The organism is Stenotrophomonas sp. Sm2128, assembly GCF_030985535.1.
GTDB lineage: Bacteria > Pseudomonadota > Gammaproteobacteria > Xanthomonadales > Xanthomonadaceae > Stenotrophomonas > Stenotrophomonas maltophilia.
In genome coordinates this window covers 1-16,520 of the sequence record NZ_JAPTFQ010000095.1, presented here as the reverse complement: position 1 = coordinate 16,520, position 16,520 = coordinate 1, and the positions used below count along the sequence as shown (strand labels likewise).

Genomic DNA, 16,520 nt, shown 5'->3' with positions numbered 1-16,520 from the left:
CGCCGCAAGTACGTCCCTGTAGGCTTGGCAGCCGCATCCATGCGGCTGACACCCCACACTCCGGCACCGCCCCGCCATCCCACGGAATGCCCGCTGTTGCTGTTGCTTCGGCTGTTGCTTCGGCGGGTGGCAGGGCGCAGCCCTGCAAAGAAACCCCTACCCCCGTGGTCGGCTGCGCGAGGGCACCAGTGCGAACGTGTCCACCGCCAGCTTCTCGGCATGGTTCAACCACGCGCGGATCTCCAGATCATCCACTTCGTGGTCCAGCCCGAACGACACGTTGATCTTGCCGTTGGCATCGGGCTGCACCCACTGCTGGGCCAGCACCACCTTGCGCTGCGAGGACACCGCTTCGATCCAGAAGCCACGATCCGGCCGCGTGCTCGCCACCAGCTGCAGCATGTACTGGCCGGCGCGGGTGCGGCGACCCTTCTGGGTGATCATGTGCGCCTGGCGCACGCTCGGGCGCGGGCCCTGGAATGCGTCCAGCGGTGCGTCCACGGCAATGCCGCCACGAAGGTCGTTGTCGCGGTACAGCTTGATGCCGTTGTCACGGTTGACCAGCAGGGCGCACCAGTCGCCATCGGCCGAGCCGTCCTCGAACGCGGTGCAGCGGTCGACATAGGCCAGGGTGTTGTCCGGGTCGGCATCATCAAACTGGCGCGAGGTGTTCTCCAGATACACCGACTTCAATCCCCAGTCCTTGTCGTATTCCAGCAGCACCGGCGGTTGCACGTGCTGCAGGCCGACCACCACCTGGTCGTCGCCGTCGATCCTCAGTTCGCGGGTCGGCTCACCCAGCCACAGCGAGCGGGCGAAGGCGAGGTACTGCGGGTAATCTCGGCCGCCATCACGCTGGGTGGCCACGCTGGCGCTGGGCGCGCGCTGGGTATCGATCAGTGAACGGCCAAAGCCCATCGTCTTCAGGTTCGGGTCCAACAGGCTGAGCAGGGTCGCACCCGAATCCAGGGTGGTGCCGGCGTCGGCGCTGAGCTGCTGCGGGGCAATGCCATCGCCCAGGAAAAGCAGCAGGTTCTCGCGCTTCTGCCGGGTCAGGATGTGGGTCAGATCGTTGGGCATCGCCAGGTGGTCGGAGGCGATCACGATCAGCGTGTCCTTGCCGTACGGGCTGGCCTGGATGCGTTCGACCAGCTGCGAGATCAGCCGGTCACTGCACTTGAGCGCGTTGAGCATGTTGATGTTGCCGTACTGGCTCTGGTAGCGCTCGCCCTTGCACGACACCGGCAGGTGGCCCGCCGGGTGGTGGGTGTCCATGGTGAGCGTGGTGAGCATGAATGGCGAGCCGGCGCGCGAGAGCTGTTCGAAGCGCTGGTAGGCGGTATCCAGCAGCACGTCGTCGTGCACGCCCCAGGCGGAGTAGTGGATGCGTCCGATCTTTTTCTGCTGCTTGAACCAGGCGAGGTCATGCACTTCGTCAAAACCGTGGCTGGCCAGGAACTGGCCCTTGCCGGCGAACTGGCCGTTGGCCCCGCCCAGGTAATGGTTGGTATAGCCCTGCTGCTTCAGGTAGTCGCCCAGGCACACCGCCTTGGGCAGGAAGCTGCCCATCCGGTCCATGCTGTTCTCATCGCCCTGCGAAGTGGTCAGCGGCACGCCGCACATCGACGACACCAGGCCGGCGATGGTCCAGCCGCTGCCCTCGGCCGAGGCCAGGTTGCGCACGTCCAGCGACTCGGACGCCAGCCGGTTGAGATTGGGCATCAGGCCTGGGAATACGTTTTCGTCCAGGTACGTGCGCTCCAGGCTCTCGCCGTAGATCCAGACGATGTTGCGCGGGCGCTGCAGCGGCTGCGTCGGCACCTGGTATTCGGGGGCGATGCGGGCGAAGTCGACCGGGCGCAGCTGCTGGTACAGGCGTTGGCCGTCGCGGGCCAGCGGGCTGATCATGATCGTGGCCACCCACACGGCCGCGAAGCCCGCGAACAGCGCGCCACCGTGGCCGGGCCGGCGCCAGCGCTTCACCCGCGTGGCGAACAGCGGCAGCAGCGAGACCAGCGCCAGCACGATGAAGCCGGCGATGTAGCCCTTGAAGTCGGAGACTCCGGCGCCTTCCATGTCGGCGCCGAGGTGGTACAGCGTGGCGGCGTTGAGCCCATCACCGGACAGCTTGTCGATCAGCCACCATGCGCTGAGCGTGAGCAGCAGCAGCGAGAACGCACTGGCCTTCCACCACACCCATTTGCCGGACGCGAGGAACAACCAGCACAGCAGCAACAACGACAGCAGCAGTATCCAGAGCATAGGCAGCTTCGGCAGTGACGGGGTGGTGGTGATGGACGTCGTACCGACGCGTGTCCATCCGACCGGCGCTGCCGCAAGCACATGCATGTGACAGGCCGATGACCCGATAGTGCATGCACGAACCTGACTGAAATGTTTGTTGGAATGACGCGCGCGAAATCGCGCTCAGAAGGTAAAACGAGCGTGAAAGGCTTCGTTGGATTGCATTAAAAACCGCATGAATACGGGTGTTTTCGTAGATTCGCTAGCGATGCCCGCGCTCTTCGCGTGCCCGCGCGCGACGATCGAACAGCAATGCACTGGTCACGATGCCAAGGCCGAGCACTACGCCGATGAACAACAGAATCAGGGCGATGAGCGGGTAGCCGAACAGATGCCAGCCGGTGTCGATCTTCATCATCATCGCGGCGGCCATGATCAATGCCGCGCTGATGATGCCGGCCGCCACGCGGTTGGCGATCTTCTGCAGGTTCTCCATCAGCCGCGATTCTTCCAGGCCCGTCACCTTCATCTGCAGACGGTTCTCGGCCAGCAGCGCCATGATGTCCGACAGCTTGCGCGGCCCATCGCGCAGCAGCTGCTGCAGCTCCATCGCCTCGCTGGCGATGTTGGCTGCGGACAGTGATTTTTTCAGGCGCGCACGCATCACGTGCTGCAGCTGGCGTTCGATGATACGGCGGGTATCCAGGTCCGGTGCCAGCAACCGGCATACGGTTTCCAGGTTGAGCAGCGCCTTGCCGAGCAGACTCAGTTCCGGCGGGGTGCGCAGGCCGCAGGCGGTGGCGATGCGCACCATGTCCAGCACCACGCGGCCTTCGGAGAAACTGCCGCTGGCGGCGTAGCGCGCGATCAGCTGGCCGGTCTCGCGCAGGTAGCGCTCTTCGTCGAAGGCCTCCAGCCGCGTGCTGATGCTGATCAGATCGTCGGCTACTTCCTCGCCACGGCCATCGACTGCGGCGAACAGAATCTTCAGCAGCCGCTCGCGCAGGCGTGGCGGCATGTGCGCGACCATGCCCAGGTCGAAGATCGCCAGCCGTCCATCGGGCATCACCCGCAGGTTGCCGGGGTGCGGGTCGGCGTGGATCTCGCCGTGCACGAAGATCTGGTCCAGGTAGCCGCGGATCAGCGCCGCCGCCAGCGGGTCCATCGATTGTTCGGTGCGGCGCACATCGGGAATTGCATCCACGCGCACGCCGGTGGCCAGTTCCATGGTCAGCACGCGCTGGCTGCTGTAGTCCCACAGCGGCTGCGGAATCCACAGGCGGCGGAACGGCTTCAGGTGTCGGCCGAAACGGGCCAGGTTCTCGGCCTCGGCGTGGTAGTCCAGCTCCTGCATCAGGGTCTTTGCGAACTCGTTGAGCCAGTCGCGCAGGCGCACGCGGCGGCCCACCTGGGTCAGGTGGTCGGCGGCCAGCGCGAAGCTGCGTAGCGCCTCCAGGTCCGAGCGAAGTTGTGCAGCCACTTCAGGCTTCTGCACCTTCACTGCCACTTGGCGTCCGTCGTGCAGCACCGCGCGATGCACCTGCGCGATCGAGGCACAGCCCAGCGGTTCGGGATCGAATGAGGCGAACAGCTTGTTCACCGGTGCGCCCAGCTCCTGCTCGACGATCGCATGGATGCGCTCGACCGGAATCTCGGCCACCTTTTCCTGCATGCGCTCCAGGGCTGTGGCGAACTCCACCGGCACCATGTCCGGGCGCGTGGACAGCATCTGGCCCAGCTTGACGAAGGTGGGGCCCAGCGCTTCCAGGTCGCTGACGAACTGTTCCGGGTTGCCGTCCGCGGGAACGTCGGCTGGATTGCCTGCGGCATCCAGGTTCATGCCCGAGAACACCCCTGAATGGCGATAGCGCATCAGCAGGCGCAGGATCTGGCTGCGCCGGTTCATGCCTTTGACCAGCGGAGGATTGCCATTGGCGGTGGGCGGATTGCTCAAGCGGAACTCCCATGCGACGAAGACAGGTAGCGCCGGCCCCGGGCCGGCGATGTCCGGATTCCGCAGTGTCGCCGGGGGGCGGTGGGCACGCAGTGAATCCGACGTCTTCCGCAGTCCACACCGGATCGGTCAGAATCCGCTCATTCCCTCTCTGGACTTCCCATGGCCGGTGCCAGCCTGTTCGCCCTGCTCGACGATATCGCCACCCTCCTCGACGATGTCTCGGTCCTGACCAAGGTCGCGGCGAAGAAAACCGCCGGCGTGCTGGGCGACGACCTGGCGCTGAACGCGCAGCAGGTCACCGGGGTCAACGCCAACCGCGAACTGCCGGTGGTGTGGGCGGTGGCCAAGGGCTCGCTGGTCAACAAGGTGATCCTGGTGCCTGCAGCATTGGCGATCAGTGCGCTGGAGGCCTGGCTGCACAGCCGCGGCTGGAACGTGCCGCTGATCGTGCCGCTGATGATGATCGGTGGCGCGTTCCTGTGCTTTGAGGGCGTTGAGAAGCTGGCACACCGGTTCCTGCACTCAGCCGAGGACGACGCCGAGCATCAGGCCGAGCGGCGCAAGGCGCTGGCCGACGCGCAGGTGGACATGGTGGCGTGGGAGAAGGACAAGGTAAAAGGCGCGATCCGCACCGACTTCATCCTCTCGGCCGAGATCATCGTACTGACCCTGGGCGTGGTCGCCACCGCATCGTTCACCAACCAGCTGGTCACGCTGGCCGTGGTTGCACTGGCGATGACGGTCTTCGTCTATGGGCTGGTAGCGGGCATCGTGAAGCTCGATGACGTCGGCCTGTACCTGTCGCGCAAGGGTGGGGCCGTGGCCGCCTTCGGTCGCGGCCTGGTGGCTTCGGCACCGTGGCTGATGAAGTTCCTGTCGGTGGCCGGCACCATTGCCATGTTCCTGGTGGGCGGCGGCATCCTGGTGCACAACGTGCCGGCGCTGCACCACGCAGTACAGGCGATGGGCGGCGAGGGGCAGTGGGGCTGGCTGGTCAGCGCGGTGGGTAACATGGTGGTCGGCATCATCGCCGGCGCCATCGTGCTCGCGGCCGTGACCGGGTTCCAGAAGCTGCGCGGCAAGTAATCACCGGCGGGTCGCAAGGTAGAGGCCGACCTTGGTCGGCGCTTTGTTTCCACGTGTGCCATCCAAGGTTGGCACCTACCAAAGCGGTTCGCGACGGGCCGGACGGTCAGCCCGCCTGCACGCGGTTCTTGCCCTGTCGCTTGGCCGCATACAACGCGTCATCCGCACGGCGCAGCAAAGCCTCGGTATCGTCGCCCGGCTGCCATTGCGCCAGCCCGGCGCTGAAGTGCACCGGCACGCGCCGGTCCTGCACGGTCAGCACGCGGTGCGCCAGTGAGCGTTGCAGGCGCTGCACGGTGGCCATGCTATCGGCACCCTGGGTTTCCGGCAGCACCAGCACGAACTCGTCGCCACCCAGCCGTGCGATGCCGTCAGTGGCGCGCAGCAACAGCCTGCAAACGGCCACCAGGTGCTGCAGCAACGCATCGCCGCCGGCGTGGCCGTGCGCCTCGTTGGTCAGGTGGAAATCATCCAGGTCGATCACCGCCACGCCCAGCGGTGAGTTGTTGCGCGCAGCACGCGCCAGTTCACGCTGCAGCAGTTCGTCCAGGCCGCGGCGGTTCAGCGCCTGGGTCAGCGGATCGATGCGCGCCAGGTCACCGGCGGCACGCAGTTCCTGCTCCAGCTCGGCAATGCGCTGTTCGGCGCGTTCCACTTCCTGCCGCGCATTGGCCAGGTGATCGCGGGCCTGCGCGGCCTGTTGCTGCACCTTGCCGGTGTCGCGCATCACGTCCTGCAGCAGCTGGTTGAGGTCGGCGATGCTACGCGCCTCGCGCAGCTGCAGTGCGTAGCTGCCGATGCGGTCGTGGTATTCGCCGGTGCTGGTGGCCATGCCATCCATGCGCTCGATGAACTCGCCCATCAACCCGCGCATCGCCGCCTTCGAATCGTCGATGCCCTGGCGCAGCAGGCCCTGCTTGTAGATCACTTCGCGCAGTTCGGCACGGGTGCGCTCGACTGCCTCGGCTTCCAGCGGCCCGTCCAGCAGCTGGCGCACCGCCGCGATCTGGCCCTGCAGCCAACTGCGGTCGTCCAGCAGCTCGCTCACGTTTTCCAACAGCAGCGCGAACAGTTCCAGCAGCAGCGCCTGCTGCTCCTGCCAGCTCTCGGCACGCACGCCGACCTGGTGCCCGAGTTCGCGCACGCCCTGTTCGATCGGCTCCAGTGCGGTACCCGGCTGCCACTGGCGCAGGCGCGTGGCCAGGGCCTGCGCTTGTTCGCGCAGATCCGGGTCGTGCTGCAGCAGGGCCACCACCGCGCCACCCAGCAGCAGCCGCAGCTGCTCGGACAGGCGCAGGCTTTCCGGCTGTCCGTCCGGCGAATGCTGTTCGATGGTGCGGATGTACTTGTCGATCAGCTGCCGCATCGCGCGCCCGTAGCGCGGCCAATCGGCACTGGCCTGCGCCGACTGCAGGCGGTCGCCCATGTCACCCAGTTCGCCGGGCAGGGTGGCCATGCCGTTGGCGAAGGCGGCCAGCAGCGGTTCCGGCGCGTCGGCGCCGGCGAACAGCTGCTGCAATGCCACGCCACCACCGCCCTGCAGTACCACGCGGTCGCCCAGCCCATCGTCCACCACCGCGCGCACGCGTGCCGGCGGCCCAAGGGCGGTACCGGGGGCAGGGCGATGGTCGGGCTGGTCCGTCATGGAGCGAATCCTGGGGCTGGCAGGGACTGGTTCCAGCATATCGGCGCGGTCGCCGACGGCTTGAACGGCTAGGATGGGCGACAGGATGCCGCAGTGGAGGTGGTGATGCGCGTGATGTTGCTGGGGGCGACCGGCCTGGTTGGTGGGCTGGCCCTGCCCCGGCTGCTGGACGACCCGCGCTGCAGTGGCGTGGTGGCGCCCACCCGCCGCCCGTTGGGCATGACCCACGGGAAGCTGGAGAACCGGGTATTGGCCTTCGACGCGTTGCCCACTTCGCCAGCATGGGCGCGCGTGGACGCGGTCATCTGCGCGCTCGGCAGCACCATTGCCCAGGCCGGCAGCCGCGAGGCTTTCCACCGCATCGATCATGACTACCCGCTGGCGTTCGCGCGGCTCGCACAGGCACAGGGTGCACAGACTTATGTGCTGAATTCCGCGGCCGGTGCCAACCCGCAGTCGGCGATCTTCTACAGCCGGGTGAAGGGCGAGCTGGAGCGTGACCTGCGCGCGCTGGGCTTCAACGCGTTGACCCTGGTTCGCCCAGGGCTGATCGGGGGCGAGCGCAACGAGGTGCGTCGTGGCGAGCGCCTGGCCCTGACGGTGTTGGGTGCATTGGGGCCGGTGTTGCCACGGGCGTGGCGGATCAACCCGGCCAGCGAAATCGCCAAGGCTCTGGTCGAGGCCGCGCTGGCCCCGCAACCGGGTGAGCACGTGGTGGCATCGAGCGCACTGGTCGGCTGATGTCGCGTGCGCTGCGCCTGACCCAGTTGCTGCAGCTTCTGCGCCGCCATCGGCGGCCGGTGGCCGGGCAGACGCTGGCCGAAGCGCTGGGCATCAGCCTGCGCACGCTGTACCGCGATATCGAGACCCTGCGTGAGCAGGGCGCTGACCTGCGTGGCGAGGCCGGCGTTGGCTACCAGCTGGCGCCGAGCGACACCCTGCCACCGATGACCCTGCCACCGGCCGAGATCGACGCGCTGGTGCTGGGCCTGCGCTGGGTTGCGGCCCGTACCGAACCCGCGTTGGCCGAAGCCGCACGCGATGCCCTGGCGCGTATCGCGCATGTGTTGCCCGCAGCGCGGCGCGAGGCCTTGCGTGACAGTGGCCTGCGGGTGGGCCCTTCGCGTGCGGCGGCCAAGGTTCCCCCAGCTCGTCTGCAGGCCGTGCGAGAGGCTGTCGGTTCACAGCAGCGCCTGAAGTTCGGCTACGAGGACGCGCACGGTCAGCGCAGCGAGCGGATCGTCTGGCCGTTCGCGCTGGGCTACTTCGATGAGGTGCCGATGCTGGCGGCGTGGTGCGAGCGCCGCGAGGATTTCCGCCATTTCAGGCTGGACCGCATCCGCCAGGTGCGCGTGATGGAGGATCGCTACCTCGTGCCGCGCGCCACGCTGCTGCGGCGCTGGCAGAAGGCACAGGGCATCGCGCCGGACTGGTTGGATCGCTCATAACAGAGCAACAGCCGGGAGCGGGGGTAGAGTCGACTGTTAGTCGACTATCGCGCGCAGCGCGGGGTTTAGGCAGGTTGAGGGAAGAGCAGTCGACTGACAGTCGACTCTACCAACAGTCGACTCTACTGACAGAATCTGTCAGCAGGGCCGTACCACCATGAGCGCTCCCAACAACGGAGCTTCCCCATGTTCACGCCCAGCACCCTGCTGCAGTACGTGCGCGACGTCGCCGCCAGCGCCACCTTCTACAGCGGCATTCTCGGCAGACCGCCGGTCGAGCAGTCGCCCGGATTTGCCCTGTTCCTGCTCGGCGATGGCGCCGCACTCGGCCTGTGGCAACGCGACGACGTGCAACCGCCGGTGTCCGCGCAGGCAGGCGCCGCCGAACTGGCAATGGTGGTGGCCAACCCCGAGGCCGTGCAGCAGATGCACGATGCGTGGCGCGCACTCGGCGTGCAGATCCTGCAGGCGCCGTTGACACTGGAGTTCGGCCATACTTTTGTCGGGGCAGATCCTGATGGCCACCGCCTGCGTGTGTACAGCCGCGCCGAGGGCCTGGTCGCGCGCGATTGATCGCCCGCATTGTGTAGATCCACGCCATGCGTGGATGGAGCGCGACGGAGCAGGCACAAAAAAACGCCGGGCAATGCCCGGCGTTTTCTCCAAGTCATGTGCCAACCAACGGTTGGCACCCACCGATCAGGTGGCCGATCAGCTGGCCAGCGCCAGGTCGTCCATCATTGCGCGCAGGAAGCGCGCCGCTTCGCCGCCGGTGGCCGCGCGGTGGTCGAAGGTGACCGACAGCGGGATCACCTTGTGCGCTTCCACGCCGCCCATCACCGGGGTCATCTGGTGGCGGGCACGGCCGGCACCGACGATGGCCACGCACGGCGGCACCACGACCGGGGTCGCGTAGCGGCCGGCGAACATGCCGAAGTTGGACAGCGAGATGGTGTAGCCACTCAGTTCCGAAGCGGCGATCGAACGCGATTCCACCTGCTCGCGCAGGCGGTTGACGCCTTCGCGGATGCCGCGTGCGTCGAGCATGTCGGCATTGCGCAGGGCCGGCACGAACAGGCCGTCGTCGGTGTCCACGGCGATGCCGATGTCCACCTGTGCGTGCAGGGTACGGGTCAGCGCTTCACCGTCGAACCAGGCGTTCATCGCCGGTACCTTCTGCGCGGCGACCACGATCGAACGCACCAGGCGCGCGGTGACGTCGTTGCCCGGCAGCCAGGCGTGGATGTCGGCGTCGTCGTTCAGCGTGGTCGGCACGACCTTGCTGTGCGCATCGGCCATCACGCGTGCCATGTTGCGGCGCACGCCCTTCAGCGGTTCCGGCTGGCCCTTGGCGACCACGCCCGGCGGCTGGGTACGCATCGGCTTGCCGGCGGCGGACAGCGGGGTGCGGGCTTCGCTCTGCACCGGGGCAGACACCTGCGCCGGGGCCTGCGCGGCATAGGCAGCAGCGGCAACCGGTGCCGGAGCAGCGCCGAGCTTGGCGGTGCCGTTGGCGGCGGCCTGCTTGACGTCGGCCATGGTGACCGCGCCATCGGTGCCGCTGGCCGGCACGCGGCTCAGGTCCACGCTCAGCTTGCGCGCCATCGCACGCACGGCCGGCACGGCCTTGACGCCACCGACGGCCAGCGCCTGTTCGGCATGCACGGCGTTGGAGCTTTGCATGGCGCCGACCACGGTACCGGCGTCGTCACGCTCGGCGGCGGCCGGCTTGGCTTCCTCCGCAGCGACCGGCGCAGCCGGCAGCGGCGGCGGGGTCGGTGCGGCAGCCGGCGTGGCCGGTGCGGCATGACCATGGCTGTGGCCGGTGTCCTGGCCATCGGCACGCTGCGGCAGGTTCGGGTCCAGTTCGAAGCTGGCCAGCACCGAGCCGGTCGGGATGATGTCGCCGGCACCGCCGGACAGCTTCAGCACCTTGCCGGAGAACGGCGAGGGCACTTCCACCACGGCCTTGGCGGTCTCCATCGACACCAGCGGCTCGTCCAGCTTGATCACATCGCCTTCCTTGACGAACCACTCGACGATGGTCGCGTCCGGCAGGCCTTCGCCCAGGTCGGGCAGGTTGAAGTTCTTGGTCTGGCTCATTTGCAGTTCTCTTCCAGCAGTTCCAGTTCGCGGGCCGGCAGCCAACCCGTCGCGCCATTGGCGCGCTCGGACCACCACCACCCGCCGTGTTCGTGATGAAGCTTCACCATCTCGCCGCTTTCCACATCCAGCTCGCGGGCGTCGTAGTCGCACAGCGCTTCGGCGCGACCCTCGTCCAGCAGCTGCAACCAGGCGATGGGCGCCCATCCAGCGCGCCCATCGTTGGTGCGTACCCAGGCAAACGCCGGCCATTCCTCGTCACGGACACCTACTTCGACGATCTGGCCGGTGTGGAACCGGAGCGGGTTGGGATACTGGCTGCGGTAAGCCCCCAGAAGGCGGGCCCGCATGTCAGCCGGCCGCCACCGCGCGCTTGGCCGCAGCCACGATCCGCTCAACGCTCGGCAGGTACTTCATTTCCAGGCGGAACAGCGGAATGTGGGTGTCGTAGCCAGTGACGCGCTCGACCGGGGCCAGCAGGTCGTAGATCGATTCCTCGGCCAGGCGCGCGGCGATCTCGGCGCCGAAGCCCGCGGTCTTCGGAGCCTCCTGCACGATCACGCAGCGGCCGGTCTTGGCCACCGATTCGGCGATGGTGGCGAAGTCCAGCGGACGCAGTGTGGCCACGTCGATGACTTCGGCACTGATGCCTTCGCCGGCCAGCTTGTCGGCCGCTTCCAGCGCTTCCTTCACCTGCGCGCCCCAGGTCACCAGGGTCACGTCGGTGCCGTCGCGCAGCACGAAGCAGACGTCCAGCGGCAAGGCTTCGCCGTCGTTGACGACCACTTCCTTGTACTGGCGGTAGATGCGCTTGGGCTCCATGTAGATCACCGGATCCGGTTCGCGGATCGCGGCCAGCAGCAGGCCATAGGCACGCTGCGGCGACGACGGCAGCACCACGCGCAGGCCCGGCACGTTGGTGAAGATCGCCTCGTTGGCTTCGCTGTGGTGTTCCGGCGCGCGGATGCCACCGCCCCACGGCACGCGCAGCACCATCGGGCAGTGCAGGCGGCCACGCGTGCGATAACGCAGGCGGGCGGCGTGGCAGACGATATGGTCGACCATCGGGTACATGAAGCCATCGAACTGGGCTTCGGCCACCGGCTTCATGCCCTGCGCGGCAAGACCAATCGTCAGGCCGGCGATGGTGGTTTCATCCAGCGGGGTGTCGAGGATGCGGTCCGAGCCGAAGCGCTGCTGCAGACCGGCAGTGGCGCGGAACACGCCGCCGTTGACGCCCACGTCTTCGCCCAGCACCAGCACCGACGGGTCGTGTTCCAGCTCCCAGGCCAGCGCCTGGGTGATGGCTTCGATGAGGGTGATCGGGGTGGTGGTCATGCTCTCTTCTCCGCGCGCGACCGCAGCGCTGTCGGCGGCGTTGGTGTGCGCGCCGGGCGCGCCGTTCTTGATCTCATCCATGGCGCTTCTCCAGGGCGATCGCCTGGGCACGCTGGGCCAGCAGGTCCGGCGGCGGATCGGCATACAGGAAGTCGAACATCGCCTCGACCGGCTGCACCGGCGTGTTGAGGTACAGGTTCACTTCCTCGTCCACGCGCGTGCCGCACTCGGCGACCCAGGCGGTCTCTTCGTCTTCGCTCCACACACCGGCGTTGATCAGGTACTTGCGCAGGCGCAGCATCGGCTCGCGCTGCCAGGCATCCTTCACTTCGGCGTCGTCGCGGTAGCGGCGCGCGTCATCGGCGGTGGTGTGGTCGGACAGGCGGTAGGTCATCAGTTCCAGCACGGTGCCGCCGTCGCCGGCCAGCGCACGTTCGCGCGCCTGCTCCATGGCCGCCAGCACCGCGATCAGGTCGTTGCCATCCACCTGCAGGCAGTGCAGGCCGCCGGCCAGGCCTTTCTGCGCCAGCGTTTCGGCACCGGTCTGGGCCGAACGCGGGACCGAGATGGCCCAACCGTTGTTGACGATGCACAGGATCAGCGGGAGCTTGTAGGCGCCGGCCGAATTCAGTGCTGCGTAGAAGTCGGTCTTGGAGCTGCCGCCGTCGCCGCACACGGCCACCGCGATCTGCGGTTCCTTGTTGAGCTTGAACTTCAGCGCCGCGCCTGCGGCATGCAGGCACTGGGTGGAGATCGGCACGCAGAACGGGAAGTCCTTGGCCGCGTTGCCGCCGTAATCGTTGCCGCGTTCGTCGCCGCCCCAGTACATCAGCACGTCGTGCGGGCGCACGCCACGCATGAACATCGCGCCATACTCGCGGTACGAAGGCGCGAACACGTCGTCCTTCTGCATCGCCGCGCCGATACCCACGTGCGCGGCTTCGTGGCCCAGGCAGGCGGCATAGGTGCCGAGCTTGCCGGTGCGTTGCAGTGCGATAGATTTGCTGTCGAACGTACGTACGAACAGCATCTGCTTGAACAGCGGTACCAGGACCTTGGGGTCGCGCAGCGACGCAGGCAGGTCATCGCGGACGAGTTTGCCGTCCGTATCCAGGTACTGCAGGTATTCGATCTTGAATTCAGCGGCAACCGTCATTGCGTACTGCACCTTCGACAGAGAAGTTACAAATGATATGAATCGCCATGTTAAGGAACGCGTACGGAATAGCCTTCCTGCGCCGCAACACGGGGATTCCCCGTTTTACCCCTGCCGGCGGGTGGGGGGCCAATAACAACAACGTATTCAGTCGTTGCTGCAAAGCATCAGAATACGCCTCAGGCTGACCGCCAGTACAACGGCCTGGACGGTTCCACGCGCAGGCCTGGGATCGGCCGATGCTCCACGGCCAACCGCACGCCCCGGTATGGACCCGGCGGCTGCCAGCGCGGCGGCAACGCGCTACCCTTGCCGCCCCCGATCTGGTCCCGCCCATGTCCGTCGACAACAACCAACGCGATCTCGAAGCCGGCATCCACACCGACCTGCAGGGACGCCTCACCTACGGCGGCTACCTGCGGCTGGACCAGCTGCTCAGCGCGCAGCAGCCGCTGTCCAGCCCGCCGCACCATGACGAGATGCTCTTCATCATCCAGCACCAGACCTCGGAACTGTGGCTGAAGCTGCTGGGCCATGAGCTGCGTGCCGCAATCGGCTTCCTGCAGCGCGATGAAGTCTGGCAGTGCCGCAAGGTGCTGGCGCGCAGCAAGCAGGTGCTGCGCCAGCTGACCGAGCAGTGGTCGGTGCTGGAAACACTGACCCCGTCCGAATACATGGGCTTCCGCGACGTGCTGGGCCCGTCGTCGGGCTTCCAGTCGCTGCAGTACCGCTACATCGAGTTCCTGCTGGGCAACAAGAACGCGCAGATGCTGCAGGTGTTCGAGCACGACCCGGCCGGGCAGGCGCAGCTGCGCACCGTGCTGGAGGCGCCCAGCCTGTACGAGGAATTCCTGAAGTACCTGGCCCGCTTCGGCCATGCCGTGCCGGCGGTCTACGAGGCCCACGACTGGACCCAGCCGCACGTGGCCGACGACGCCCTGCAGCCGGTCTTCGAACGCATCTACCAGGACACCGACCGCTACTGGCGCGAGTACGCGCTGTGCGAGGACCTCGTGGACCTGGAGACCGCCTTCCAGCTGTGGCGCTTCCGCCACATGCGCACGGTGATGCGGGTGATCGGCTTCAAGCGCGGCACCGGTGGCTCGTCCGGCGTGGGCTTCCTGGCCAAGGCACTGGAGCTGACCTTCTTCCCCGAGCTGTTCCAGGTGCGCACCAGCCTGCAGGCCGCGCCCCCGGCCGAACAGGCCTGATCCGTATTCAGCTTGGATCCCGGCCGGCGGCTGGATCGTTTCAAATGCAAGTTCAGCGAGCAGGCTGGCACCTGCCTCAAACGGCGTGTATTTGACGTGAACGCCAGAAGTCGGTGATCCTCGCGCGTTGCTCCAACTGCACAGCGGACGTGCTCGTCATCCACCGAACCAGGAAATCCGCATGAGCGTAAACGCCACTGCGAACACCCCAGAGCCGGCGCTGCCGGACTTCAAGACCACGCTGGGCCACCCGCGCCCGTTGTGGATGCTGTTCATGACCGAGTTCTGGGAACGCTTTGCGTTCTACGGCATCCGCTGGGCCTTGGTGCTGTACATCGTCGCCCAGTTCTACAACGGCAGCGCTGCCGGTGAAGGCGACGCCAGCCGCATCTACGGCGCCTACCTGGCCCTGGTGTACGCCGCGGCGATCTTCGGTGGCTACGTGGCCGACCGGGTACTGGGCTACCAGCGCTCGATCCTGACCGGCGCGATCATCATGGCCGCCGGCCTGTTCATGATCTCGCTGCCGCAGGAGCACATCTTCAAGCTCGGCCTGGCCACGATCATCGTCGGCAACGGCCTGTTCAAGCCCAACATCTCGACCATGGTCGGCAAGCTGTACGGGCTGAAGGACGAGCGCCGCGATTCGGGCTTCACCATCTTCTACATGGGCATCAACATCGGCGCGATGATCGCCCCGGTGCTGACCGAGTACCTGGCCCGCAAGGTGTTCGGTACCGACGCGATGCCGTCCTACAAGGTCGTGTTCATCGCCTCGGGCGTGGGCATGCTGATCTCGCTGGTGTGGTTCTACATCGGTCGTGCCGGCCTGAAGGGCATCGGTGCACCGCCGGCCGGCGCTGAAGGTTTCGGCCGCATCATCATGGTGCTGGCCGGTGCCGTGGTCGCCATCCCGGTCGCGTACTTCCTGCTGGCCACCGGCGCCACCGCGCTGGCCTGGATCCTGGGTGCGATGTTCACCGCGCTGGCCGTCCTGCTGCTGGTCGAGGGCATCCGCGAAGGCAAGGTGCAGCGCGACCGCGTGATCGCCATGCTGATCATCTTCGCCTTCAACGTGATGTTCTGGATGTTCTTCGAACAGGCCGGCAGCTCGTTCACCTTCCTGGCCGAGAACATCGTCAACCGCCAGTTCGGTGACTGGACCTTCCCGACCGCGTGGTTCCAGTCGGTCAACTCGGTGGCGATCATCACCCTGGCCCCGGTGATCGCCTGGATCTGGGTGGCCATGGGCCGCGCCAATCCGTCCATCCCGCGCAAGTTCGGCCTGGGCCTGCTGTTCAACGGCGCCGCCTTCGCGCTGCTGATGTTCGCCCTGTCGCAGATGGTCGTGGACGGCAAGATCCCGTTCTGGACCCTGTTCATGGTCTACGTCATCCAGTCGGTGGGTGAGCTGTGCCTGTCGCCGATCGGCCTGTCGATGGTGACCAAGCTGGCCCCGGTGCGCCTGGTCGGCTTCGGCATGGGCGGCTGGTTCCTGTCCACGGGCATCGGCAACAACCTGTCGGGCATCTTCGCTGGCGTGGTCAGTGGTGAAGGCGGCATGACGGTCGAGTCGGCCCTGAAGGGGTATACCTTCGGGTTCTGGGCCCTGATCGGCTCCGGCGTGGTGCTGTTCCTGATCGCCCCGCTGATCAACAAGCTGATGCACGGCGTCAAGTAATGATGAGAGGGTAGAAGGCATGCGTAGCAAGCTCGGTACTGCGGCAGTGGTGGTCTGTGCGGCGCTGATAGGCGCCTGTTCCCAACCGCAACCGCCTGCCACCGCCGAGCCCACGCAGCCTCTGGATACCCGACCCACCGAGCCACCGGTCGCTGACCCCAGCGAACCGGTGGCCTCGGGCAACACCCCGGTGGCGGCGGACATCGCCGCCATCGCCGGGCTCGGTGCGCAGTTCGACCCGGCTCGCAACCCCGCCGATGACCTGGCCACCGCCAAGGTGGAAGCCCAGCGGGGCAAGAAGCGCATCCTGCTGGAGGTCGGCAACGCCGCCTGTGAGCGCTGCCGCGCGCTGGACGATGTGGTGGAAGGCAACGGCGACCTGCGTCGCTTCCGCGATGCCCACTACGTGTGGGTGAAGGTCAACGCCAGCGACGAGCAGCCCAACACCGCGTTCTTCGCCCAGTTCCCGGTGATGGAGCGCGACTACCCGCACCTGCTGGTGCTCGATGCCGATGGAAGCCTGTTGGTCTCGCAGGCCACCGGCGAACTGCGCAGGGGCCAAGCCTTCCAGCCGGCACGGGTGAGCGCGTTCCTGAAACAATGGGCACCTGACAAACCGGAATAGGGGTAGTGCCGGCCGCTGGCCGGCAG

General features: G+C 66.9%; 13 protein-coding genes and 1 pseudogene. 7 read left to right on the top strand and 7 right to left on the bottom strand.

Annotated elements, in window-relative coordinates; genetic code table 11:
- Positions 1–156: 156 nt before the first annotated feature.
- Together O0K41_RS19975 and O0K41_RS19970 are read right to left on the bottom strand one after the other, a co-directional pair.
- Positions 157–2,262 (bottom strand): phosphoglycerol transferase I, encoded by a 2,106-nt coding sequence (locus tag O0K41_RS19975; RefSeq protein ID WP_164222991.1) that lies wholly within the window; start codon positions 2,260–2,262, stop codon positions 157–159.
- Positions 2,263–2,506: 244 nt separating this feature from the next.
- A pseudogene (locus O0K41_RS19970) lies at positions 2,507–4,162 on the bottom strand (AarF/UbiB family protein); the annotation flags it as partial.
- Between the two features lie 198 nt (positions 4,163–4,360).
- On the opposite strand from O0K41_RS19970, the gene O0K41_RS19965 reads away from it, so the two are divergent.
- The gene (locus O0K41_RS19965) at positions 4,361–5,287 is read left to right on the top strand and encodes a DUF808 domain-containing protein (RefSeq protein WP_005411357.1); all 927 of its coding nucleotides are present in this window, start codon (positions 4,361–4,363) and stop codon (positions 5,285–5,287) included.
- Between the two features lie 106 nt (positions 5,288–5,393).
- Here the strand turns inward: O0K41_RS19965 and O0K41_RS19960 are convergent, their stop codons facing one another.
- Positions 5,394–6,932, bottom strand: coding sequence for a GGDEF domain-containing protein (locus O0K41_RS19960; protein ID WP_005411356.1), 1,539 nt, complete (start codon positions 6,930–6,932; stop codon positions 5,394–5,396).
- A gap of 105 nt (positions 6,933–7,037) precedes the next feature.
- Here O0K41_RS19960 and O0K41_RS19955 point away from each other — a divergent pair, with 105 nt between their 5' ends.
- The 3 genes from O0K41_RS19955 (at position 7,038) to O0K41_RS19945 (ending at position 8,953) form a co-directional block, all read left to right on the top strand.
- Positions 7,038–7,673 (top strand): NAD-dependent dehydratase, encoded by a 636-nt coding sequence (locus O0K41_RS19955; RefSeq protein ID WP_239503593.1) that lies wholly within the window; start codon positions 7,038–7,040, stop codon positions 7,671–7,673.
- Positions 7,673–8,380 carry a YafY family protein gene (locus O0K41_RS19950; protein WP_099481246.1) on the top strand — a complete coding sequence of 236 codons (708 nt, stop codon included), beginning with the start codon at positions 7,673–7,675 and terminating at the stop codon, positions 8,378–8,380. Before O0K41_RS19955 ends, O0K41_RS19950 begins: the two co-directional genes overlap by 1 nt.
- Before the next feature lie 186 nt (positions 8,381–8,566).
- Positions 8,567–8,953, top strand: a complete 387-nt coding sequence (locus O0K41_RS19945; protein WP_049451147.1) for a VOC family protein — start codon at positions 8,567–8,569, stop codon at positions 8,951–8,953.
- Positions 8,954–9,091: 138 nt separating this feature from the next.
- Here O0K41_RS19945 and O0K41_RS19940 read toward each other — a convergent pair whose 3' ends face one another.
- The 4 genes from O0K41_RS19940 to pdhA are packed head-to-tail and all read right to left on the bottom strand — an operon-like array spanning position 9,092 to position 12,977.
- Positions 9,092–10,483, bottom strand: a complete 1,392-nt coding sequence (locus O0K41_RS19940; protein ID WP_049451146.1) for a dihydrolipoamide acetyltransferase family protein — start codon at positions 10,481–10,483, stop codon at positions 9,092–9,094.
- Positions 10,480–10,833, bottom strand: coding sequence for an SH3 domain-containing protein (locus tag O0K41_RS19935; protein ID WP_005411349.1), 354 nt, complete (start codon positions 10,831–10,833; stop codon positions 10,480–10,482). The genes O0K41_RS19940 and O0K41_RS19935 overlap by 4 nt, the downstream gene beginning before the upstream one ends.
- A gap of 1 nt (position 10,834) precedes the next feature.
- A complete protein-coding gene (locus tag O0K41_RS19930; protein WP_005414714.1) occupies positions 10,835–11,902 on the bottom strand; it encodes an alpha-ketoacid dehydrogenase subunit beta in 1,068 nt (355 codons plus the stop codon).
- On the bottom strand, positions 11,895–12,977 hold the full coding sequence (gene pdhA / locus O0K41_RS19925; protein ID WP_049451145.1) for a pyruvate dehydrogenase (acetyl-transferring) E1 component subunit alpha: 1,083 nt from the start codon (positions 12,975–12,977) through the stop codon (positions 11,895–11,897). Before pdhA ends, O0K41_RS19930 begins: the two co-directional genes overlap by 8 nt.
- A 335-nt stretch (positions 12,978–13,312) precedes the next feature.
- Here pdhA and O0K41_RS19920 point away from each other — a divergent pair, with 335 nt between their 5' ends.
- From O0K41_RS19920 to O0K41_RS19910, 3 genes are all read left to right on the top strand, one after another.
- A complete protein-coding gene (locus O0K41_RS19920; protein ID WP_005414712.1) occupies positions 13,313–14,188 on the top strand; it encodes a tryptophan 2,3-dioxygenase family protein in 876 nt (291 codons plus the stop codon).
- A gap of 181 nt (positions 14,189–14,369) precedes the next feature.
- Positions 14,370–15,869, top strand: a complete 1,500-nt coding sequence (locus tag O0K41_RS19915) for an oligopeptide:H+ symporter (protein ID WP_005411345.1) — start codon at positions 14,370–14,372, stop codon at positions 15,867–15,869.
- A gap of 19 nt (positions 15,870–15,888) precedes the next feature.
- On the top strand, positions 15,889–16,494 hold the full coding sequence (locus O0K41_RS19910; protein WP_108270566.1) for a thioredoxin family protein: 606 nt from the start codon (positions 15,889–15,891) through the stop codon (positions 16,492–16,494).
- Positions 16,495–16,520 lie beyond the last annotated feature (26 nt).

Coding starts and splice junctions, on each gene's coding strand:
- O0K41_RS19975 (WP_164222991.1), bottom strand. CDS start 2,262: ATGCTCTGGATACTGCTGCTGTCGTTGTTGCTGCTGTGCTGGTTGTTC.
- O0K41_RS19965 (WP_005411357.1), top strand. CDS start 4,361: ATGGCCGGTGCCAGCCTGTTCGCCCTGCTCGACGATATCGCCACCCTC.
- O0K41_RS19960 (WP_005411356.1), bottom strand. CDS start 6,932: ATGACGGACCAGCCCGACCATCGCCCTGCCCCCGGTACCGCCCTTGGG.
- O0K41_RS19955 (WP_239503593.1), top strand. CDS start 7,038: ATGCGCGTGATGTTGCTGGGGGCGACCGGCCTGGTTGGTGGGCTGGCC.
- O0K41_RS19950 (WP_099481246.1), top strand. CDS start 7,673: ATGTCGCGTGCGCTGCGCCTGACCCAGTTGCTGCAGCTTCTGCGCCGC.
- O0K41_RS19945 (WP_049451147.1), top strand. CDS start 8,567: ATGTTCACGCCCAGCACCCTGCTGCAGTACGTGCGCGACGTCGCCGCC.
- O0K41_RS19940 (WP_049451146.1), bottom strand. CDS start 10,483: ATGAGCCAGACCAAGAACTTCAACCTGCCCGACCTGGGCGAAGGCCTG.
- O0K41_RS19935 (WP_005411349.1), bottom strand. CDS start 10,833: ATGCGGGCCCGCCTTCTGGGGGCTTACCGCAGCCAGTATCCCAACCCG.
- O0K41_RS19930 (WP_005414714.1), bottom strand. CDS start 11,902: ATGGATGAGATCAAGAACGGCGCGCCCGGCGCGCACACCAACGCCGCC.
- pdhA (WP_049451145.1), bottom strand. CDS start 12,977: ATGACGGTTGCCGCTGAATTCAAGATCGAATACCTGCAGTACCTGGAT.
- O0K41_RS19920 (WP_005414712.1), top strand. CDS start 13,313: ATGTCCGTCGACAACAACCAACGCGATCTCGAAGCCGGCATCCACACC.
- O0K41_RS19915 (WP_005411345.1), top strand. CDS start 14,370: ATGAGCGTAAACGCCACTGCGAACACCCCAGAGCCGGCGCTGCCGGAC.
- O0K41_RS19910 (WP_108270566.1), top strand. CDS start 15,889: ATGCGTAGCAAGCTCGGTACTGCGGCAGTGGTGGTCTGTGCGGCGCTG.